This window comes from Streptomyces geranii (assembly GCF_002954775.1).
GTDB classification, from domain to species: domain Bacteria; phylum Actinomycetota; class Actinomycetes; order Streptomycetales; family Streptomycetaceae; genus Streptomyces; species Streptomyces geranii.
On record NZ_PJME01000030.1, the window covers coordinates 61,065 to 77,485 of the forward strand.

General features: G+C 72.4%; 14 protein-coding genes. 10 read left to right on the plus strand and 4 right to left on the minus strand.

Going from position 1 to position 16,421, the window contains the following annotated elements:
• Positions 1-164: 164 nt before the first annotated feature.
• Positions 165-452: a metal-sensitive transcriptional regulator gene (locus tag CW359_RS29060; protein WP_105973141.1), complete on the minus strand. Its 288-nt coding sequence runs from the start codon at positions 450-452 to the stop codon at positions 165-167.
• Between the two features lie 87 nt (positions 453-539).
• Here CW359_RS29060 and CW359_RS29065 point away from each other — a divergent pair, with 87 nt between their 5' ends.
• A complete protein-coding gene (locus CW359_RS29065; RefSeq protein WP_105973142.1) occupies positions 540-1,187 on the plus strand; it encodes a rhodanese-like domain-containing protein in 648 nt (215 codons plus the stop codon).
• Here CW359_RS29065 and CW359_RS29070 read toward each other — a convergent pair.
• Positions 1,177-1,797, minus strand: coding sequence for a transketolase (locus tag CW359_RS29070; RefSeq protein WP_105973143.1), 621 nt, complete (start codon positions 1,795-1,797; stop codon positions 1,177-1,179). The genes CW359_RS29065 and CW359_RS29070 overlap by 11 nt on opposite strands.
• Positions 1,798-2,054: 257 nt before the next feature.
• Here CW359_RS29070 and CW359_RS29075 point away from each other — a divergent pair, with 257 nt between their 5' ends.
• The 4 genes from CW359_RS29075 to CW359_RS29085 all read left to right on the plus strand — a co-directional run bounded on the left by CW359_RS29075 (position 2,055) and on the right by CW359_RS29085 (position 7,491).
• Entirely contained in the window at positions 2,055-2,825 is a 771-nt protein-coding gene (locus CW359_RS29075; protein WP_105973144.1) for an isopentenyl transferase family protein, read from the plus strand.
• Positions 2,822-4,189, plus strand: a complete 1,368-nt coding sequence (locus CW359_RS45980) for an FAD-binding protein (protein ID WP_198655424.1) — start codon at positions 2,822-2,824, stop codon at positions 4,187-4,189. Before CW359_RS29075 ends, CW359_RS45980 begins: the two co-directional genes overlap by 4 nt.
• Before the next feature lie 41 nt (positions 4,190-4,230).
• Positions 4,231-5,655: a TIGR00730 family Rossman fold protein gene (locus CW359_RS45985; RefSeq protein ID WP_198655425.1), complete on the plus strand. Its 1,425-nt coding sequence runs from the start codon at positions 4,231-4,233 to the stop codon at positions 5,653-5,655.
• 72 nt (positions 5,656-5,727) lie between these two features.
• On the plus strand, positions 5,728-7,491 hold the full coding sequence (locus tag CW359_RS29085; RefSeq protein WP_105973145.1) for an ABC transporter ATP-binding protein: 1,764 nt from the start codon (positions 5,728-5,730) through the stop codon (positions 7,489-7,491).
• Positions 7,492-7,494: 3 nt separating this feature from the next.
• Here CW359_RS29085 and CW359_RS29090 read toward each other — a convergent pair whose 3' ends face one another.
• Positions 7,495-8,340 (minus strand): (2Fe-2S)-binding protein, encoded by an 846-nt coding sequence (locus tag CW359_RS29090; protein WP_105973146.1) that lies wholly within the window; start codon positions 8,338-8,340, stop codon positions 7,495-7,497.
• 458 nt (positions 8,341-8,798) lie between these two features.
• Here CW359_RS29090 and CW359_RS29100 point away from each other — a divergent pair, with 458 nt between their 5' ends.
• Genes CW359_RS29100 through CW359_RS29120 form a run of 5 tightly spaced genes read left to right on the plus strand, consistent with a single transcriptional unit; the run spans position 8,799 to position 15,976 of the window.
• Positions 8,799-9,986 carry an ATP-grasp domain-containing protein gene (locus tag CW359_RS29100; RefSeq protein WP_105973147.1) on the plus strand — a complete coding sequence of 396 codons (1,188 nt, stop codon included), beginning with the start codon at positions 8,799-8,801 and terminating at the stop codon, positions 9,984-9,986.
• 14 nt (positions 9,987-10,000) lie between these two features.
• A complete protein-coding gene (locus CW359_RS29105; RefSeq protein WP_105973148.1) occupies positions 10,001-11,716 on the plus strand; it encodes an IucA/IucC family protein in 1,716 nt (571 codons plus the stop codon).
• Positions 11,713-12,921 carry an MFS transporter gene (locus CW359_RS29110; RefSeq protein ID WP_105973149.1) on the plus strand — a complete coding sequence of 403 codons (1,209 nt, stop codon included), beginning with the start codon at positions 11,713-11,715 and terminating at the stop codon, positions 12,919-12,921. Before CW359_RS29105 ends, CW359_RS29110 begins: the two co-directional genes overlap by 4 nt.
• Positions 12,921-14,708 (plus strand): IucA/IucC family protein, encoded by a 1,788-nt coding sequence (locus CW359_RS29115; protein ID WP_105973150.1) that lies wholly within the window; start codon positions 12,921-12,923, stop codon positions 14,706-14,708. Before CW359_RS29110 ends, CW359_RS29115 begins: the two co-directional genes overlap by 1 nt.
• A complete protein-coding gene (locus tag CW359_RS29120; RefSeq protein WP_232838653.1) occupies positions 14,705-15,976 on the plus strand; it encodes a type III PLP-dependent enzyme in 1,272 nt (423 codons plus the stop codon). Before CW359_RS29115 ends, CW359_RS29120 begins: the two co-directional genes overlap by 4 nt.
• Before the next feature lie 32 nt (positions 15,977-16,008).
• On the opposite strand, the gene CW359_RS29125 is transcribed toward CW359_RS29120, so the two are convergent.
• On the minus strand, positions 16,009-16,305 hold the full coding sequence (locus CW359_RS29125) for a hypothetical protein (RefSeq protein WP_105973151.1): 297 nt from the start codon (positions 16,303-16,305) through the stop codon (positions 16,009-16,011).
• Positions 16,306-16,421 lie beyond the last annotated feature (116 nt).

Consider the following 16,421-nt stretch of genomic DNA (forward strand, 5'->3'; position numbering starts at 1 on the left):
AGACGCCACATGACATGACTGTCTGACCACCAGATGAACAGACGACCAGATCGCCGGACCGTCACACCGTCCGACGACCGAGCCGCCGAGCCGCCGAGGTATCAAGCCACCCAACCCCAGCGACAGGGGAAGCCCCCGCCCTCCAACCAACCCCCCGAACAAACTCACGCCAACGACAAGAACAGCTTCTCCAACCGCGCCCTCATCTGCTCCTTCGTCTCCCCGCTCCGCTCCGCCGCCTCCACATCCGTCAAGCACTGCTGCAGCCCGGTCGCGATGATGGCGAAGCCCGCTCGGTCGAGCGCTCGGGACGCGGCGGCGAGCTGGGTGACGACCTCCTCGCAGTCGCGGCCCTCCTCGATCATCCGGATCACCCCGGAGATCTGCCCCTGCGCCCGCCGCAACCGGTTCAGCACCGACTTCAGCTCATCACCCTCGAACTGCAGCTCCACAACCACTCCTCCGCACACCCCGTTGCATACCCTTGGGGGTATTTTACCTCCCCAACGGTCACACCCCCCGAAAGGACCCCCTCACTCATGACCGCTCCCGCCGCTCTCGACACCGACCAGGCCCGCACCCGCCTGCCGCAGCTGACCGTCGTCGATGTCCGCACCCCGGGCGAGTACGCCTCCGGATACCTGCCCGGCGCCCTCAACATCCCCCTCGACAGCCTCCGCCGCGCCCTGCCCGCGCTCAAGGAGGCGGCGGAGCACGGCAGCGAGCTGCTCGTCGTCTGCGCCTCCGGCGCGCGTTCCGAGTCCGCCTGTTCCGTCCTCGTCGACAGCGGCATCCCCGCCATGACGCTGACCGGCGGTACCCAGGGCTGGCGGGACCAGGGGCATGAGCTGCACCACCCCGCCACCACCACCGAGGCCCGCGCCACCTGGTCCATGGAGCGGCAGGTCCGGCTCACCGCGGGCGGCCTCGTGCTCGCGGGCCTTGTGCTCGGCCGGGTGCGTCCCGCCTGGCGGCTGCTCGCCGCGGGCGTCGCGGGCGGGCTCGTGTTCTCCGCCGTCAGCAACACCTGCGGCATGGCCCACGTCCTGGGCAGGCTCCCGCACAACCGGCCCAGGCCCGCCGACCTCGACGCCACCCTCGCCACTCTCACCGCGCTCGCCCAGCGGTCACGGGAACGCGCCGCGACCCGTGACTCGGACGAACAGGCCGACGCCCTCAGCGCATGAAGTCCCGGACGGCCAGGGCGAGTTCCGCCTCGTCCAGGCCGCCTACGCCGTCCGGACCGCCCGTACCTCTCGTACCGCCCAGCGCCAGCAGCCGGTGCGGTACGTGGACCAGCGTGCCGGCGACATGGTGGGCCGACGTGCCGCGCGGGCACGGCTCGACCAGCACCACGTCGGCATGGTCGGCGGCCAGCACGGCCGTACGCAGTCCGACCTCGTCGAAGGGGCGGACGGTGGCCGTGTAGAGGACGGCGAGGTCCAGTCCGGCCGTGGCCCGCAGCACCGGGTCCAGCGTGGCGCCCACCGCCACCACCACACCGGCGCTTCCCTCCCGGACCGGTTCGAAGCCGTCGATCCCGCCGTGCGGTTCGGCGTTGGACTCGGCCGACACATGGACGTACGTCTGCTCGCCGCAGGCCATCGCGGTCAGCACCGCCCGCCGCACCTCGTCGGGGTGGCCGGGGACGTACACCGTCCAGCCGGGGCGGGCGGCGAACCTGGCCAGCTCCGCCGGGACACCGAAGCCGACGAGGACCCTGGCGTCCGGGCTGCCCGCGTCGCCTCCCGGCAGCGGCAGGGCGTCGGTGGCGGCGAGCAGCATCTCGGATTGCACGTTTTCCTCCTGGGTAAGAACTTGACGCACAGCATGAGGAATTCATGAGAAAAGGGCCGCGACACTCCTCTTCACATCGCTCCTGATTCCCCGGAATTTCTCCCTCCAAGCCGGTTTTTCCGGCCTTTAACAACCGCAGATGAACGTGGATGTTTCTTTGCCGTGCCCAGGCTGCGAGCTGGTGTCGACACACGTCGGCTCGTGCTTCTCTGGTCCCTGCTCAACAAACGGTTGCACGGATCGGGAGGGAAACTCCGATGGCCGAGGGCTCAGCGGATTGCGCGGTTCGTCCTTTTGTTCATCTGATCGCGGGGCCGACGGGAGCGGGAAAGAGCGCCGCGGCCAACGATCTGGCCCGGGTCACCGGAGCCCCGGTGGTCGTCGCCGACCGGCTCCAGTGCTTCACGGATCTCGCCACCACCAGCGCCCGCGCGGGCGCCCAGGCTCCGGGCGTACGCCGGTACTGGCTGGCCGACCGGACCGTCGCCGACGGCGACCTGGGCGCGGCGGCTGCCGCCGAGTCTCTCGTCGACCTGGTCGAACAGCTGGGCGCGCAGCATCGGTTCGTGATCGTCGAGGGCGGTTCGATCTCCCTCCTCAGGGTGCTGGCCGCGCGCTGCGTCGCACTCCCCTGGCAGCTCTCCGTACGGGTACTGCCGCTGCCCGCGTACGACGACTACGTCGGGGCGCTGACCGGCAGGGCGCTGACGATGCTCGCCCCGCCGACCCCCGACCGCAGCCTGCTGGAGGAGCTGGCCGCGCTCTGGGTCGATCCCCGGCAACGGCGTTTCGCGGCCTCCGTGAACGGTTTCGAGGCGGTGCTGGAATGCTGTGCGAAATACTCACTGGATGTAGAGACCATTCACAAACAGGTGCTGCCCGATCCGGTACGGTCCCGGATGGCCTCGCTCATCGCCCTGCGCCATGCCGAGCACGGCATTCTGCAGAGCCGCGTGTTCACCGAAACTTTCGAGAAGCGGATGCCCGGTCCGCTTTTCGATCCGAGCATGCTGGGGCGTGCGGCATGAAAGGACTCACCGGCGCCGTTTCCCGGTCGGATTACCTGGTTCCGTCCGCCGGCTCGGTCGGCGAGGGCATGTTCCGGGCCGCCGACGACTTCGGCCATATCGTCGGTTCGCAGCCGCTGGGCGTGTTCTCGCCCCAGTCCGTGGCCGCGCTGCGGGACTTCGTCGCGCTGGCCGGTCCGCAGGGGCTGCCGGTCACCGCCCGGGGCGGCGGCTACTCCGTGTACGGCCAGGGCCAGGCCGAGGGCGGGTACGTCGTCGACCTGGGCGCCCTCGACGAGGTGCGCTGCGTCCCGGCCGCGCGGACGCTGACCGCCGGAGCGGGCGCCCGCTGGAGCGAGGTCGTCCGGGCCGCCCTCGCCGAAGGGCTCACCCCGCCCGTGCTCCCCGACCATCTCGGCGGCAGCGTCGGCGGACTGCTGAGCACCGGAGGTCTGGGCGGCTCCAGCCACCGGCACGGCCTGGTCGCCGACCACGTAAGGGAGTTGGACGTCGTCACCGGGACCGGCGAGGAGGTGACCTGCTCGCGCGAGCGCCGACCCGACCTCTTCCACGCGGTGCTGGCGGGCCTCGGCCAGTGTGCGCTGATCGTGGGCGCCACCCTCGACCTGGTCGCCGCCCCCGCCCTGGTCCGGCGCTTCCGCCTCTACCACCACTCCCCCGGCACGTTCTTCGCCGACCAGCGCGCCCTGGCCCGCGACGACCGCTTCAGCCATGTGTGCGGCCAGGCCCGCCCCGCGCTCGGCGGCGCCTGGGACTACATGATCGAGGCCGTCGCCCCGCACACCGGCCAACTGCCCGACGACGACTCCCTGTTGACCGGCGGACTGCACCACGACCGGGACACCGAGGAGATCGAGAACCTCTCCTACGAGGAGTTCCTGCGCCGCATGGACCGCGACGAGCGGATCCTGCGCACCACGGGCGAGTGGCAGCGCCCGCACCCCTGGCTCACCCTGCTCCTCCCCGAGGAGACGGCCGCCGAGTTCGTCCCGACGGCACTCGCCGACCACGCGCAGAGCGGCCTGCGCGCCTGCGGAGTGGTCCAGCTGCGCCCGCTCACCTCACACACCCTGCGCGCCCCACTCCTGCGCAGGCCGCCCGGCGAACTCCTGTGCCTGCTCTCCCTGATGCGTACGGCCCCGCCGGGCGCCCCCGAGAACGTACGGGCCGCGGTCACCGCCAACCGCGCCCTGTACGAACGGGCCCGCGACCTCGGCGGAGTCCTGCACCCGACCAGCGCACTGCCGATGACCCCCGAGGACTGGCGGGCCCACTTCGGCCCCGACTGGGAGACCCTCGCCCGCGCGAAACACCGCTACGACCCGCACGCCGTCCTCACCCGGGGGTACGGGCTGTGGCCGTGACCCCTGCAACTCCCCTGTCCCCTATACCTTCTTCGACCCCCGTGACCCCCACACCTACCGCGACCGGCGTCACCGCCGCCCCGGCCATCACCGCCGTCACCGTCTTCTGCGGCGCCTCCCCCGGCCACTGCCCAGGCCATCGCGAAACCGCCGCCGAACTGGGCCGCACCCTCGCCGAGGCGGGCCTGCGGCTCGTCTACGGCGGCGCCCGCACCGGCCTGATGGGCGCGCTCGCGGACGCCGTGCTGGACGGTGGCGGCAAGGTCACCGGAGTCATCCCGCGCCGGCTGCTGCCGTACGAGATCGCGCACACCGGTCTCAGCGAGCTGGAGGTGGTCGCCGGCATCCATGAACGCAAGGCGCGCATGGCGGAGTTGGGCGACGCGTTCGTGGCACTGCCGGGCGGGCTCGGTACGGCGGAGGAGTTGCTGGAGGTGCTGTCCTGGGCGCAGCTGCACATCCACCGCAAACCGTGTCTGCTGCTCGACCCGGACGGCTTCTACCGCCCCCTGCTGACGTTCCTGGAGCACGCCCGGGACGAGGGTTTCCTGCACCCCGGGGATCTGGAACGGATCGTGGTGTGCCGGTCGGCCGGGGAGGTGCTCGCCCATTTCACCACTCCCGTACGGCAGTTGACCGAGAGGGCGACACCCGCGAGGCCGACCAGCCCACTCCGGCGGCGTCCTGACGGCCGTACCGCGTTCGTGTTCTCCGGCTCCGGCTCCGGCTCGCGGCGGCCGGAGACAGTGCGTGAACTCCACGACACCTTCCCGGTGTTCGCGTCGGCGCTCAAGGAGGTGTGCGCGGGACTCGACCCCTACCTCGACGTGCCGCTGCTGGACGTGATGTTCGCTGAGGCCGGGACGGGCACGGCCGCGCTGCTGAACCGAACCGCCTTCGGTGATCCGGCGGTCTTCGCCCTCCAGGTCGCACAGTTCCGGCTGCTGGAGAGCTGGGGCATCCGCCCGGACGTGCTGTTCGGCGACTCGGCCGGGCGGATGGCCGCCGCCCATGCCGCCGGGGTGTTCTCCCTCCCGGACGGCTGCCACGCCGTGGGTACGCTGTCGCGGCTCACGGGTACGGAAGTGGCCGCGCACTCGCACCACTTCGAGTCCCCCCACTTCGAGTCGCTCCGCGCCGACGGGTTCCGCCGCACCCTGGAGTCCCTGGACCTGCGCGCTCCGCGCCTGCCCCTGATCTCCGGCAGCACAGCCGAACCCGTCGGCGCGGAGGCGGCCACTCCGGAGTTCTGGCTGCGCGAAATGCGGGAGGCGACGCAACTAACCGACGCGGTACACCTGTTGGCGCAGGGCAAGGTGGCCACGTATCTCGAACTCGGACCGGGCGGCGAACTGACCGGCAGGCTGGACGACTGCCTGCCGAGGACAGACACCCCACCCCTCGTCCTCTCGACCGCGCTGGACTGGCGGGCGCTGTACGAGGAGTACGCCGACCCCGGCCGGTGACGACCGCCCCTCCGCTTGTCCGGCCGCCGACGTAGGGTGAATGTCCCGCCCGACAGCCCGCCGAGGAGCACCGTGAGCATCGCAGCACCGAACGCCGCTCAGCCCGCCTGGCGGCTGCTCCTCGGGTACGTACGGCCGCACCGGTGGACCCTCCTGCTGGGCGCCGTCCTGTCGCTGGCCACGGGGGCCGCCGGGCTGGCGCTGCCGCTGGTGGCGCGGGGGCTCATCGACGATCTGTCCCACGACCGCACGATCACCGGCGCCCTGCTGATGATGTCGGCGCTCGTCGTCGCCAACGCGGCGCTGGGCGCGCTGGGTTCGTACGTGCTGCGGCGGACCGCCGAGTCGGTGGTGCTGGGGGCGCGGCGGGCGCTGTCCTCCTATCTGCTGCGGCTGCGGATACCGGCCGTGGACCGGACCGAGCCCGGCGATCTGATGGCCCGGGTCACCTCGGACACGACCCTCCTGCGCGAGGTCACCACCGACTCGCTCGTCGGCCTCGGCACCGGCGGGCTCACCCTCGTCGCGACGATCGTGATGATGGGCCTGGTGGATCCGGTGCTGCTGGGCGTCACCCTCGCCGTGATCGTGGGCGCGGGAACGGTGCTCGGCGTGATCGTGCCGCGTATCAACAAAGCGAGCCGACGGGCTCAGGACGCGGTCGGGGTCATGGGCGCGTCGCTGGAGCGGGTGCTGGGCGCGCTGCGCACGATCAAGGCGTCCGGCGCCGAGCACCGCGAGGAGCGCAACCTGCACGCGGCGGCCGAGGAGTCGTGGCGGCAGAGCGTGAGCGCCGCCAAGTGGTCCGCGGCGGCGGGCAATACGGCGGGGCTCGCGATGCAGATCGCGTTCATCACGGTGCTCGCGGTGGGCGGCGCGCGGGTCGCGACGGGGGCCGTCGAGGTCGGCACGCTGGTCGCGTTCCTCCTCTACGTCTTCTATCTGATGTCGCCGATCCAGCAGGTGGTCGGCGCGATCACGCAGTACCAGACGGGCGCGGCGGCCCTCACCCGTATCCAGGAGGCCCTCGCGCTGCCCGCCGAACCGTCCTCGGCCCGGCCCGCGCCCCTCCCGGCCGCCGACGCCGAACCGGCGGCGCTGGCCTTCGAGGAGGTCCGCTTCCGCTACGACGACGATCTGCCGTACGTCCATCACGGTGTGACGTTCGCCGTGCCGGCCCGGGGCATGACGGCGTTCGTCGGCCCGTCCGGCGCGGGCAAGACCACCGTCTTCTCGCTGATCGAGCGGTTCTACGACCCCGAGTCGGGCGTGATCACGCTCGACGGCCGGGACACCGCCGACTGGGACCTGACCGAACTCCGGTCCGCCATCGGCTATGTCGAGCAGGACGCGCCCGTGCTGTCGGGCTCGTTGCGCGACAACCTGCTGCTCGGCAGTCCGGAGGCCGACGAGGAGGCGCTCACGCGTGTCGTGAAGACGACCCGGCTCGACGGACTCGTCGCCCGGCTGCCGCGCGGCCTCGACACACTCGTCGGGCATCGCGGCACCAAGCTGTCCGGCGGCGAGCGTCAACGGGTCGCCATCGCCCGCGCGTTGCTGCGCCGCCCCCGGCTGCTGCTGCTCGACGAGGCGACCTCGCAGCTGGACGCGGTGAACGAGGCGGCGCTGCGGGACACGGTCGCGGATGTCGCCCGTACGACGACCGTGCTCGTCGTCGCCCACCGGCTGTCGACGGTGACGATGGCGGACCGGATCGTGGTGATGGACGCGGGGCGGGTACGGGCGGTGGGCACCCATCGTGAACTCGTCGCCGGGGACCCGCTGTACGCCGAACTGGCGGCGACGCAGTTCCTGGCGACCACCGGCGCCGGCTGAGGCTCAGCTCTCCAGCCTGCGCAGGCGTTCGGAGTCGCAGGTGCGGGGGCAGGTGGAGCAGGCCTCGTCGGGGCGGATCGTGTAGTGGAGGCAGCAGCCCGCGCGGGTGCGGGTCGGGTGGCGGTGCCCGGAGGAGTCGGTGAGGTGGCGGAAGTCGGCGCCGCCGGGGTACGGGGAGACTGCGGAGGGCAGCAGTTCGGTGGCCGCGCGGACGGCGTCGCCCTCGCGGCCGAGGACGCGCCCGAGGTACCAGATCCCGGAGACCAGGTCGTCGGAGACCAGACCCCACAGGGCGCGCGAGCCCCGGCGGGCGATCGGGCCGAGCGCGGTCAGCAGCGGGGCCATGTGGTCGGCGACGGCGGAGCGCAACTCGGTGCGCAGGGCGTCCTCGTGGGGCAGTGCCGTCGCTCCGGAGAAGACGGCTGCGGGGTCGTCGGGGAGGCAGGAGAGGTAGGAGCCCGGTGTGATCTTGTACACGCCGGTGGCGAGGTCCAGCCGTACGTCCTCGGGCCGGATGCGCGGCACCCTGCGCTCCAGGTACCAGACCCCGCTCATCAGCAACCCGACCGTCCAGGCGTAGTCGTGCAGGGCGCGGGACGCGGCGACGTGCGGACGGGCGGAGTGCCCGTAGCGCTCCTGGATCCGCGCCGCCTCGGCCTCGACAAAGGCGTCCAGGGCATCCGGACTGTCCGTCAACTCCGCCCCTGTGACTCCTGCTTGAGGGCCCGTCAGACCCGGCTCGGCGACCTGCGCGGTGAGCACTTCACACACGTCGGTGAGGCGTTGATAGGCGCCGCCGAGCACGCGCGCGGCGGCGGTTGCCGGCGGGTTCTCAAGGGCGACGCTCATGGGTACTCCTGCGCAGAGAGGTGCGAGTGGGGTTAGATAGGCAAGGCTTACCTTAGCGACAAGATCGCAAGGTGATGACCGGGGCACCTCCCCTGTCGACGATCAAGGATTGCGCACGTCACAGCACCTCTACAGCTGGTTGAAATATAAAGCATGCCTAACCTAAACTCCCGGCTCGTGACTGTGACCCACCGGGGCGCAACGACCGGTGTGTCCTTCCGTGCCCTGCGGCACCTCCCGGTCCTGCTGACGGTGGCCGACTCGCTGTTCGGCCAAGCCCGGGGGAGAGACGCGCTCGTGGTGCTCGCCGACCGCTCTCGGGATCAACGCGGGCGCCGGTTTCGCGGTGGTGGTCGCCGTCTTCGCGCCGAGGCTCAACGACCCTGTCGAGCCTCCAGCTCGATCCCCCGACCTGGGCCCCAACCCCCACCCGCTAGCGGAAGTTGTTCCACGCCCTCATGCGTCTGTATCTCCTCGCCCTCAACCCCACCGACTCCGTCACCGAGGGCTTCCTGCCCGCCGCCGCCCGACTCGGCCTGGACGTCACCGTGTTGACGGACCAGCCCGACGCCCACCGGGCCGTGTACCCGGACATCGAGATCCTGGCCTGCGAGGTCCGTGACTTCCGGGCCGTGGTCACCCGGATCTCCACGCATCACCGGCCCGACGCCGTCTTCAGCAACAGCGACCACCTCCAGACCCAAGCAGCCCTGGCCGCGCACTACTTCGGCCTGCCCGGCAAGGACTGGCGGGCCGCGCTGGCCTGCAAGGACAAGGCGGAGATGCGGCGCAGGCTCGCCGCAGCGGGCGTGGACACCGTGTGGTCCGCCGAGCTGACCGAGGCCGGTCCCGTCGAGCCCGTCGCGTCGGACGCGCCGTACCCGTGTGTGCTCAAGCCTCGTGAGGGCGTGGCCAGCGAGGACGTCGTACTGGTCGGCAGCAGCCGGGAGTTGGAGGTCCGCGCCGGGGAGATCTTCGCGCGGCGGCCGGGTGCCGTGCTGGTCGTCGAGGAGTATCTGCCGGGCGAGCTGTACACGCTGGAGACGCTCGGCGACGGGGACGTCCGGCACGTGCTGGGCGGGTTCCACACCGAGGTGTCGGCACCCCCGTACTTCGTCGAGGAGCGGCTCGTCCTCGTACCGGCCCACCCCGAGCCGGTCGTCGCCCAGATACTGGCCCAACTCGACGCGCTGGGCGTCGGGTTCGGCGCGTGTCACACCGAGTTCGTGGTGCACGAGGGCCGCGCCCGGATCATCGAGGTCAACTACCGTGCCATCGGCGACCAGGTGGACCTGCTGCTGGCCCGGCTCCTGGACATCCCGCTCTTCGAGCACATCCTGCGCACCCATCTGGGCGAGCCGCTCCCGGCCGACCTGGGCGTCCGTCGCGACGGCGCGGCCCGGCTGGAGTACCCGTGCGCCGACCGCGCGGGCACGCTGGTCTCCGCTCCCCCGGCCACCGAACTCACCGTGGACGGCGTCCATCTGACGTACCGTCCGCTGCGCTCGGTGGGCGAGCGGCACGAGCTGTACCGCACCAACCGCGACTACGTGGGCGTCCTGCGTGCCACCGGCACCGATCAGGCGACGGTCGACCGCGTGTCAGCTGACTTCCTGGCGGCTCAGCGCTGGGTGGTCCAGCCGTGACCGTCGCTCCTCACATGACCGCCGAGGCCGAGCTGCTCACCCGCGTCCTCAGCGCCCTCCTCCGCGAGGACGTCGTCGGTCTGCGCACCCGGGGTACCCTCACCCACCGCCCGGACGGCACCTGGCTGCGCCTGCCGACCGACACCGGCGACGCCCTGCTGCTGCCGCTCACCGAGGACGGTTTCCAGTGCGTGTACGCGGCCCGACTCCCGCTGCTCGTACGCGAGTCGGACGGCGCCGAACTGACCTCGTACGACACCGTCCTCGCCGAACTGCGCGCACTGGCCGACCCCGTGGACCGCGACGGCTTCGACGCCTTCGCCGAGGAGTGCCGCCAGACTCTGGCCACCCTGCGGCTGCACGACGCGACGCGGGCGGAGGTCATGGAGCGGCTGACGGAACGGCACGGTGCCGACCCTGCCCGCTGGACCGGCCTGGCGGCCTCCCTCGCCCACGACACCCTCGCGGCCCGCGTCGACCATCCCGTGTACCCGACCGCACGCGGCCGGTCCGGGCTGGCGGAGAAGCAACTGCGGTCCTACGCACCGGAGTTCCACCCCCGTTTCACGCTGCGCTGGCTCGCCGTGCCCCGGGAGGCGGTGACCCTCGCGGGTGCGCTGCCGGAAGGCTGGCCGACGCCCGCCGTGCTCGGTATGGAGGAGCTGGACGGCACGCATCTCGCCCTGCCCGTGCACCCGTTGACCGTCGGTGCCCCGCTCGACGATGCGTTGCAGGTCACCGGGCTCGCGGGAGGCGCCCGGCTCGCCGAGCACGGGTACCTCGAAGTGGTCCCTACGCTGTCGATGCGTACCGTCGCGTTGGCCGCCGATCCCACCCTGCATCTCAAACTCCCCCTGGCCACCGCCACGTTGGGGCTGCGCAACCGGCGTTCCATCAAACCTGGCACCCTCGTCGACGGTGCCGCCGGACAGCGGCTGGTCAAGCGGGTCGTCGAGCGCGAGCCCCGCTTCCGGGACACCGTCCTGCACGCCGACGAGACGACGTACGCGCACGCCGGACACGAACTCCTCGCCGTCCTGGTCCGTCGCTACCCGGCCGGCCTCGACGAGGCGGCCGTCGTCCCGCTGGCCGCGCTGCTCGCCGAGGCGCCCGGCGGAGGGCTGGTCGTCGACCGTCTCGCCGACCGCTTCCACGGCGGCGACCCGCTCGCCCTGCTGGACGCCTGTCTCACCCTTCTCTTCGACTGGCAGACCACGCTGTTCGGTCACGGGATCGCCCTGGAGTCACACCAGCAGAACGTGTCGCTGGTCCTCGGGCCCGAACCGGGCCGGGTGCGGCTGCTGTTCAAGGACAACGACGGGCCGCGTGTCAACACCGAGCGGCTCGCCGCCGCCCTGCCGGGGCCGTGGGGTTTCGACGACGCGCGGACCTACGGCACCGAGGACGGGCCGGTCGCCGACGTGTTCGCCACCATCACCGTCCATCTGTGCGCGGGCGCCTACGCGTTCGGGCTCGCCCGGCACGGCCGCGCCCCGCTGCCCGCGCTCCTCGGCCTGGTCCGCGACCGGCTCGCCGAGGCCGTCGACCGGCTCGGCGGCACCCCGGCCGCCGTACTGCGCGCCCGCGTCCTGGACGCGCCGCACCTGCCCGTGAAGGCGATGATCAGCGCCGGGACGCTGCTCAGCAAGGAGCGTTCGGGCGCCGCCGACATCAACAAGCACTACACCACCGGCCCCAACTACCTTTTCCGGGCGGAGGATTCGGCATGAGCGCCGAGGCCTGGCGCCTGCCGAGACTCTCCTCCTTCGGCCGTGGCCAGGTGCACGCGGTGGCCGCCTGCTACTTCGTCGCGTCCTTCGCCGCCCTCGGTCTGCCGCCGTATCTCACCCGGATCCTCCCGGAGTTGGGCGACCGCGACGCCCGCTGGGCCGGGGTGCTGTACGTCGTCCCGACGGTGTTCGGCGCGCTCGGCGCCCCGCTCTGGGGGAGGCTCGCCGACCGTTACGGCCGTAAACGGCTGCTGCTGCGCGCCCAGTTGGGGCTCGCCGTCGCCTTTCTGCTCGCCGGGTGGGCGGACTCGCTGGCCACGTTCACGGTCGCGCTGGTCCTCCAGGGCATCCTCGGCGGCACCTTCGCCGCGTCCAACGGCTATCTGGGCGCCGCCCTGGAGGGCCCGGCGCTGTCGAAGGCGCTCACGCTGATGCAGGGCAGTGCCCGGGCCGCGCTGGTCGTCGCGCCGATCGTCGTGGGCGCGCTGTCGGGCCGGCTGTCGCCGCACCGCCAGTACGCGCTGCTGGCCGTACTCCCCCTGGCCGCCGCCCTGTTGCTCGCCGCGCTGTCCGAACCGGCCGAGGAGCGGGCCGCCGAGTCCATACCCGACACCACCGCGCCCGCCCCGGCACCGGTGGTCTCCCTGCGCGCCCTGTACGCCCTGGAGTTCGCGTTCGTGTTCTCCACCGTCATCTCCTTCCCCTATCTGATCTCCCTGGTCGAGGACCGGCTGCCGTGCACCTCGGCGACGCTGTCCGGTGTTCTCTTCGCCCTCCCCCACCTCGTCTATCTGGTGTCGGCACTGGCGGTGCACTCCGCCGTCCGGGACCGGCCCAGGGCCGGGATCGTGCTCGGCTTCGCCTTCATCGCGCTCGGCCTCGCCGGACACGGCGTCGCCGATTCGCTGGGCACGCTGATCGCCGTACGTCTGGTCCTCGGGGTGGGGCTGACGATCGGCCTGGTGTCCCTGTCCGTGCTGGCCGCCGACTGCGCCAAGGGCCGTGCGCCCGGCGGGATGTTCGGCGCGCTGGAGTTCTTCTCGAAGGCCGGCGCGGTCGCCGCCGGTCTCGCCGCGGCGGCGGGCAGCGCCCGCTTCGGCCCGGCCGCGCCGGTGCTGACCGGCGGCGGTGCCGCCGCCCTCACCGTGCTCGCCTCCCTCTTCCTCCCCAACCCCCGCTCGCCCCGCGCCCGTTGGAGCCGCTGATGCCTTCACTGACCGACTCGCCCGCCACCACCACCGCCGGTACCACCGCCGAACTCCCCACCGCCGACGACGTGGTGACCCACACCCTCCTCAACTGCCTGCTGCGCGAGGTGTCGGGCCCGGAACGCCAGACCGTCGTCGACGACGGCCACCTCCTGCTCCGCCTCCCCCGCCGCGGCGTCCTCCTGCGGGTGGGTCTGCGCCGTACGTCCCTCATCGGCGCCCACCGCTTCTCCGGCCCGGTGAGCGAGCGGGCCGGTGCCGGCTGGGCGGTGGTGGACTGGCGGCGGCTGGCCGAGTACACGCGCGACGAGCTGTCCCTGCGGACCGGGGAGCGCAACGACGAGTTCCTGGAACAGATCGCCTCCAGCCACCAGGCCGTCACGACCGCCCTCGCCCACGAGCGCCCCACCGGCCCGACGGCCGCGCACGCCGTACCCCGCACCACGCCCCACCCCGCGTCCCGCCCCGCCTCCCACCTCGCCGCCTATCTCGCCTCCGAGCAGTCCCTGCTGTTCGGCCACCGCTTCCACCCCACCCCCAAGGCCCGCACCGGCGACCCGCGCGCCTGGGCGGCGTACGCACCCGAGACCGGCGCCGTCTTCCCACTCCGACACCTCGCCGTGCGCGCCCGGTTCGTCACCGAGGAGTCCGCCGCGCCCTGGGCCTCCGCCGCGCTGGACGGTCAGCGCGTGGACGTCCCCGACGGCTACCGGCTGCTGCCCGCGCACCCCTGGCAGTACGAGACCCTGCGCGAACACCCGCTGCTGCGAACCGCGTCGGAGCGCGGCGACGTCTTGGACCTCGGCCCGGGCGGGCGCCCCTTCGCCGCGACCGCGTCTGTGCGGACGCTGTACGACGGTGAGACCTTCCTCAAGTTCAGCCTCAACGTGCGGATCACCAACTGCCTGCGCAAGAACAGCAGTTACGAGCTGTCCGGTGCCGTCGCCCTCACCCACGCCCTCACCCCGGCGCTCGCCGAGCTGGCCGAGCGCTTCCCCGGCAGCGCGGTGCTCCGCGAGCCCGCCTACCGCACGCTCGCCCTGCCGGGCCCCGACGGCACCCCCGACCGTGAACTCTTCGAGGGCTTCGGCGTGATCGTCCGCGAAGGCCTGCCCCGGCGCCTTGCACCCGGGGCAACTCCCCTGCTGGCGGCGGCGGTTGCCGACGAATACCCGGTGAGCGCCGCGCACATCTCCCGGCTGCTCACCGACGCGGACCCGGACACAGCCCTCGACTGGTGGTCGACGTATCTCGAACTGCTCGTACCGCCCGTGCTCGCCGCCTACTTCGACCACGGACTCGTCCTGGAACCGCATCTCCAGAACGTGCTGGTGTGCGTGGGCGCCGACGGCCGTCCCGCCCAGGTCCTCTTCCGGGACCTGGAGGGCACCAAGCTGATCCCCGAGCACCACACCGGGACCCTGGCCGCCGTACCGGCCGAGGTCGCGGGCCCGATGACGTACGACGCGGAACGCGGCTGGGACCGGGTCGTCTACTGTCTGCTCGTCAACCACATCGCCGAACTCCTCGCCGCCCTGGCCGACTTGCACCCGGACGCCGAGGCCGCGCTGTGGGCCCGGGTGCGCGACACGCTCCGCTCCTACGCCGACCGTTCGGGCTGCCCGCCCCGGCTCGCGGCGCTGCTCGCCGGGGTGCCGCTGCCCGCGAAGGCCAACCTGCTCACCCGCTGGGACCGAAAGGCGGACCGCGAGGCAGGATACGTACGGCTGCCGTCCCCGCTCGCCGAGGACATCCTGCGAGACACCCCCCGGAGCATCCGTTGACCCTCGCCGTGCGCGACCACGCACTGTCCCTGCCCGTCACCGAACTGCCCGCGTACATCTACGACTTGACGGAGCTGCGCAGTCACGCGGCGATGGTCAGGGCGGCTCTGCCCGAGCGGGTCGAGCTGTACTACGCGGCGAAGGCGAACCCGGAGCCGGAGATCCTGGCCGCGCTGTCGCCGCACGTGGACGGGTTCGAGGTCTCCTCGGGCGGTGAACTCGCCCATGTCGCCGAGGCGGTGCCGGGCCGTGCGCTGGCGTTCGGCGGGCCCGGCAAGACGCCGGACGAGGTCTTGGCCGCGCTGAAGCTGGGCGTGGACCGGTTCCATGTCGAGAGCGAGCACGAGCTGCGCATGCTGGGCGAGTTGACGCGGCAGGTCGGGCCCGAGCGGCGGGTGGCGGTGCTGGTGCGCGTCAACATCCCGGTGTCGGACGGCTCGTTGGCGGGCAGCTCGCTGACGATGGGCGGGCGACCGACCCCCTTCGGCCTCGACCCGGCAGGTGCCGCGCGGGTGTTCAGGGCGCTCGCGGAGGGGACCTACCCGCAGCTCGAACTGCGCGGAGTGCACGCCCACTTGGCGAGCGGGCTCGATGCCAGGCAGCAGCTGGCGGTGGCCGAGTCGGTGGTCACCTGGGCGGCGGGGCTCGGGGTGTGTCTCACCGAGGTCAACGTCGGTGGCGGGATGGCCGTCGACTACGCCACCCCCAACCGGCGTTTCGACTGGGCGGCGTTCGGCAGGGGCCTGGCGTGGCTGACCGAGGCGTACCCGGAACTGACCCTGCGGATCGAGCCGGGCCGCGCGCTGACCGCGTACTGCGGCTGGTACGCCACCGAGGTGCTGGATGTGAAGCGGAGCCACGGCGAGGAGTTCGCGGTGGTCCGGGGCGGCACCCACCATCTGCGCACCCCGGCGGCGAAGGGCCACGACCAGCCGTGCACGGTGCTGCCGGTGGAGGCCTGGCCGTACCCCTGGCCGCGCCCGTCGGCCGAGGGCGACCGGGTCACGCTGGCCGGTCAGCTGTGCACGCCGAAGGACGTACTGGCCCGGCAGGTCCCGGCGCCCCGGCTGCGGGCGGGCGACCGGGTGCTGTTCTCGCTGGCGGGCGCCTACGCGTGGAACATCTCCCACCACGACTTCCTGATGCACCCGCGACCCGGCTTCCACTTCCTGGACTGCAGGCGACAGCGGCAGGCGGCAGCGGCACTGCCGGTCCCGACAGGCGAGGGCCGCCCGGTCCGGCCGGGCGGCCCTCGCTCCTGCTCGTGATCTGCTCGTGGTCTGCTCGTGCGGTGTGTCCGTCAGGCCTCGACGGCCGGCAGCAGTCCGGTCACGGGGGCGGCCATGTCGGTGACCTGGTGGAGCTGCTGGAGGTCGCTGAGCCGGTTGAGCGAGCTGAGCTGGGTGGAGACCCGGGGCAGGTCCTCGTGGTACTGGGCGGGAATCTCGCTCACGGCGAGGGAGTCGAGCTGGGCGATCGGGTTCAGCTTGCCCGCGTTCTGGTCGGCGGCGGGGGCCGCGCTGGCCAGCGGGGCGGCGAGGCCGGTGACACCGACGGCGAGACCAACGGCGGCGGCGATTCGTCGTGTTGAGATCATGTATTCAGCAACGCCCACGCCCCGTCCCGGACACGGGCACCCCGCCTCGCTCACTCGTCAGGCTCATCCCCCGTCTGCGCTTGCCGAGGCCCCCGGGAGGGAGGAGCCTCGGGAGG

What these genes read in the sequence shown, in the direction of transcription:
- CW359_RS29125 (WP_105973151.1), bottom strand. Translation starts at nt 16,305, where the DNA reads ATGATCTCAACACGACGAATCGCCGCCGCCGTTGGTCTCGCCGTCGGT.
- CW359_RS29090 (WP_105973146.1), bottom strand. Translation starts at nt 8,340, where the DNA reads ATGAGCGTCGCCCTTGAGAACCCGCCGGCAACCGCCGCCGCGCGCGTG.
- CW359_RS29110 (WP_105973149.1), top strand. Translation starts at nt 11,713, where the DNA reads ATGAGCGCCGAGGCCTGGCGCCTGCCGAGACTCTCCTCCTTCGGCCGT.
- CW359_RS29115 (WP_105973150.1), top strand. Translation starts at nt 12,921, where the DNA reads ATGCCTTCACTGACCGACTCGCCCGCCACCACCACCGCCGGTACCACC.
- CW359_RS29105 (WP_105973148.1), top strand. Translation starts at nt 10,001, where the DNA reads ATGACCGCCGAGGCCGAGCTGCTCACCCGCGTCCTCAGCGCCCTCCTC.
- CW359_RS29075 (WP_105973144.1), top strand. Translation starts at nt 2,055, where the DNA reads ATGGCCGAGGGCTCAGCGGATTGCGCGGTTCGTCCTTTTGTTCATCTG.
- CW359_RS29100 (WP_105973147.1), top strand. Translation starts at nt 8,799, where the DNA reads ATGCGTCTGTATCTCCTCGCCCTCAACCCCACCGACTCCGTCACCGAG.
- CW359_RS45980 (WP_198655424.1), top strand. Translation starts at nt 2,822, where the DNA reads ATGAAAGGACTCACCGGCGCCGTTTCCCGGTCGGATTACCTGGTTCCG.
- CW359_RS29065 (WP_105973142.1), top strand. Translation starts at nt 540, where the DNA reads ATGACCGCTCCCGCCGCTCTCGACACCGACCAGGCCCGCACCCGCCTG.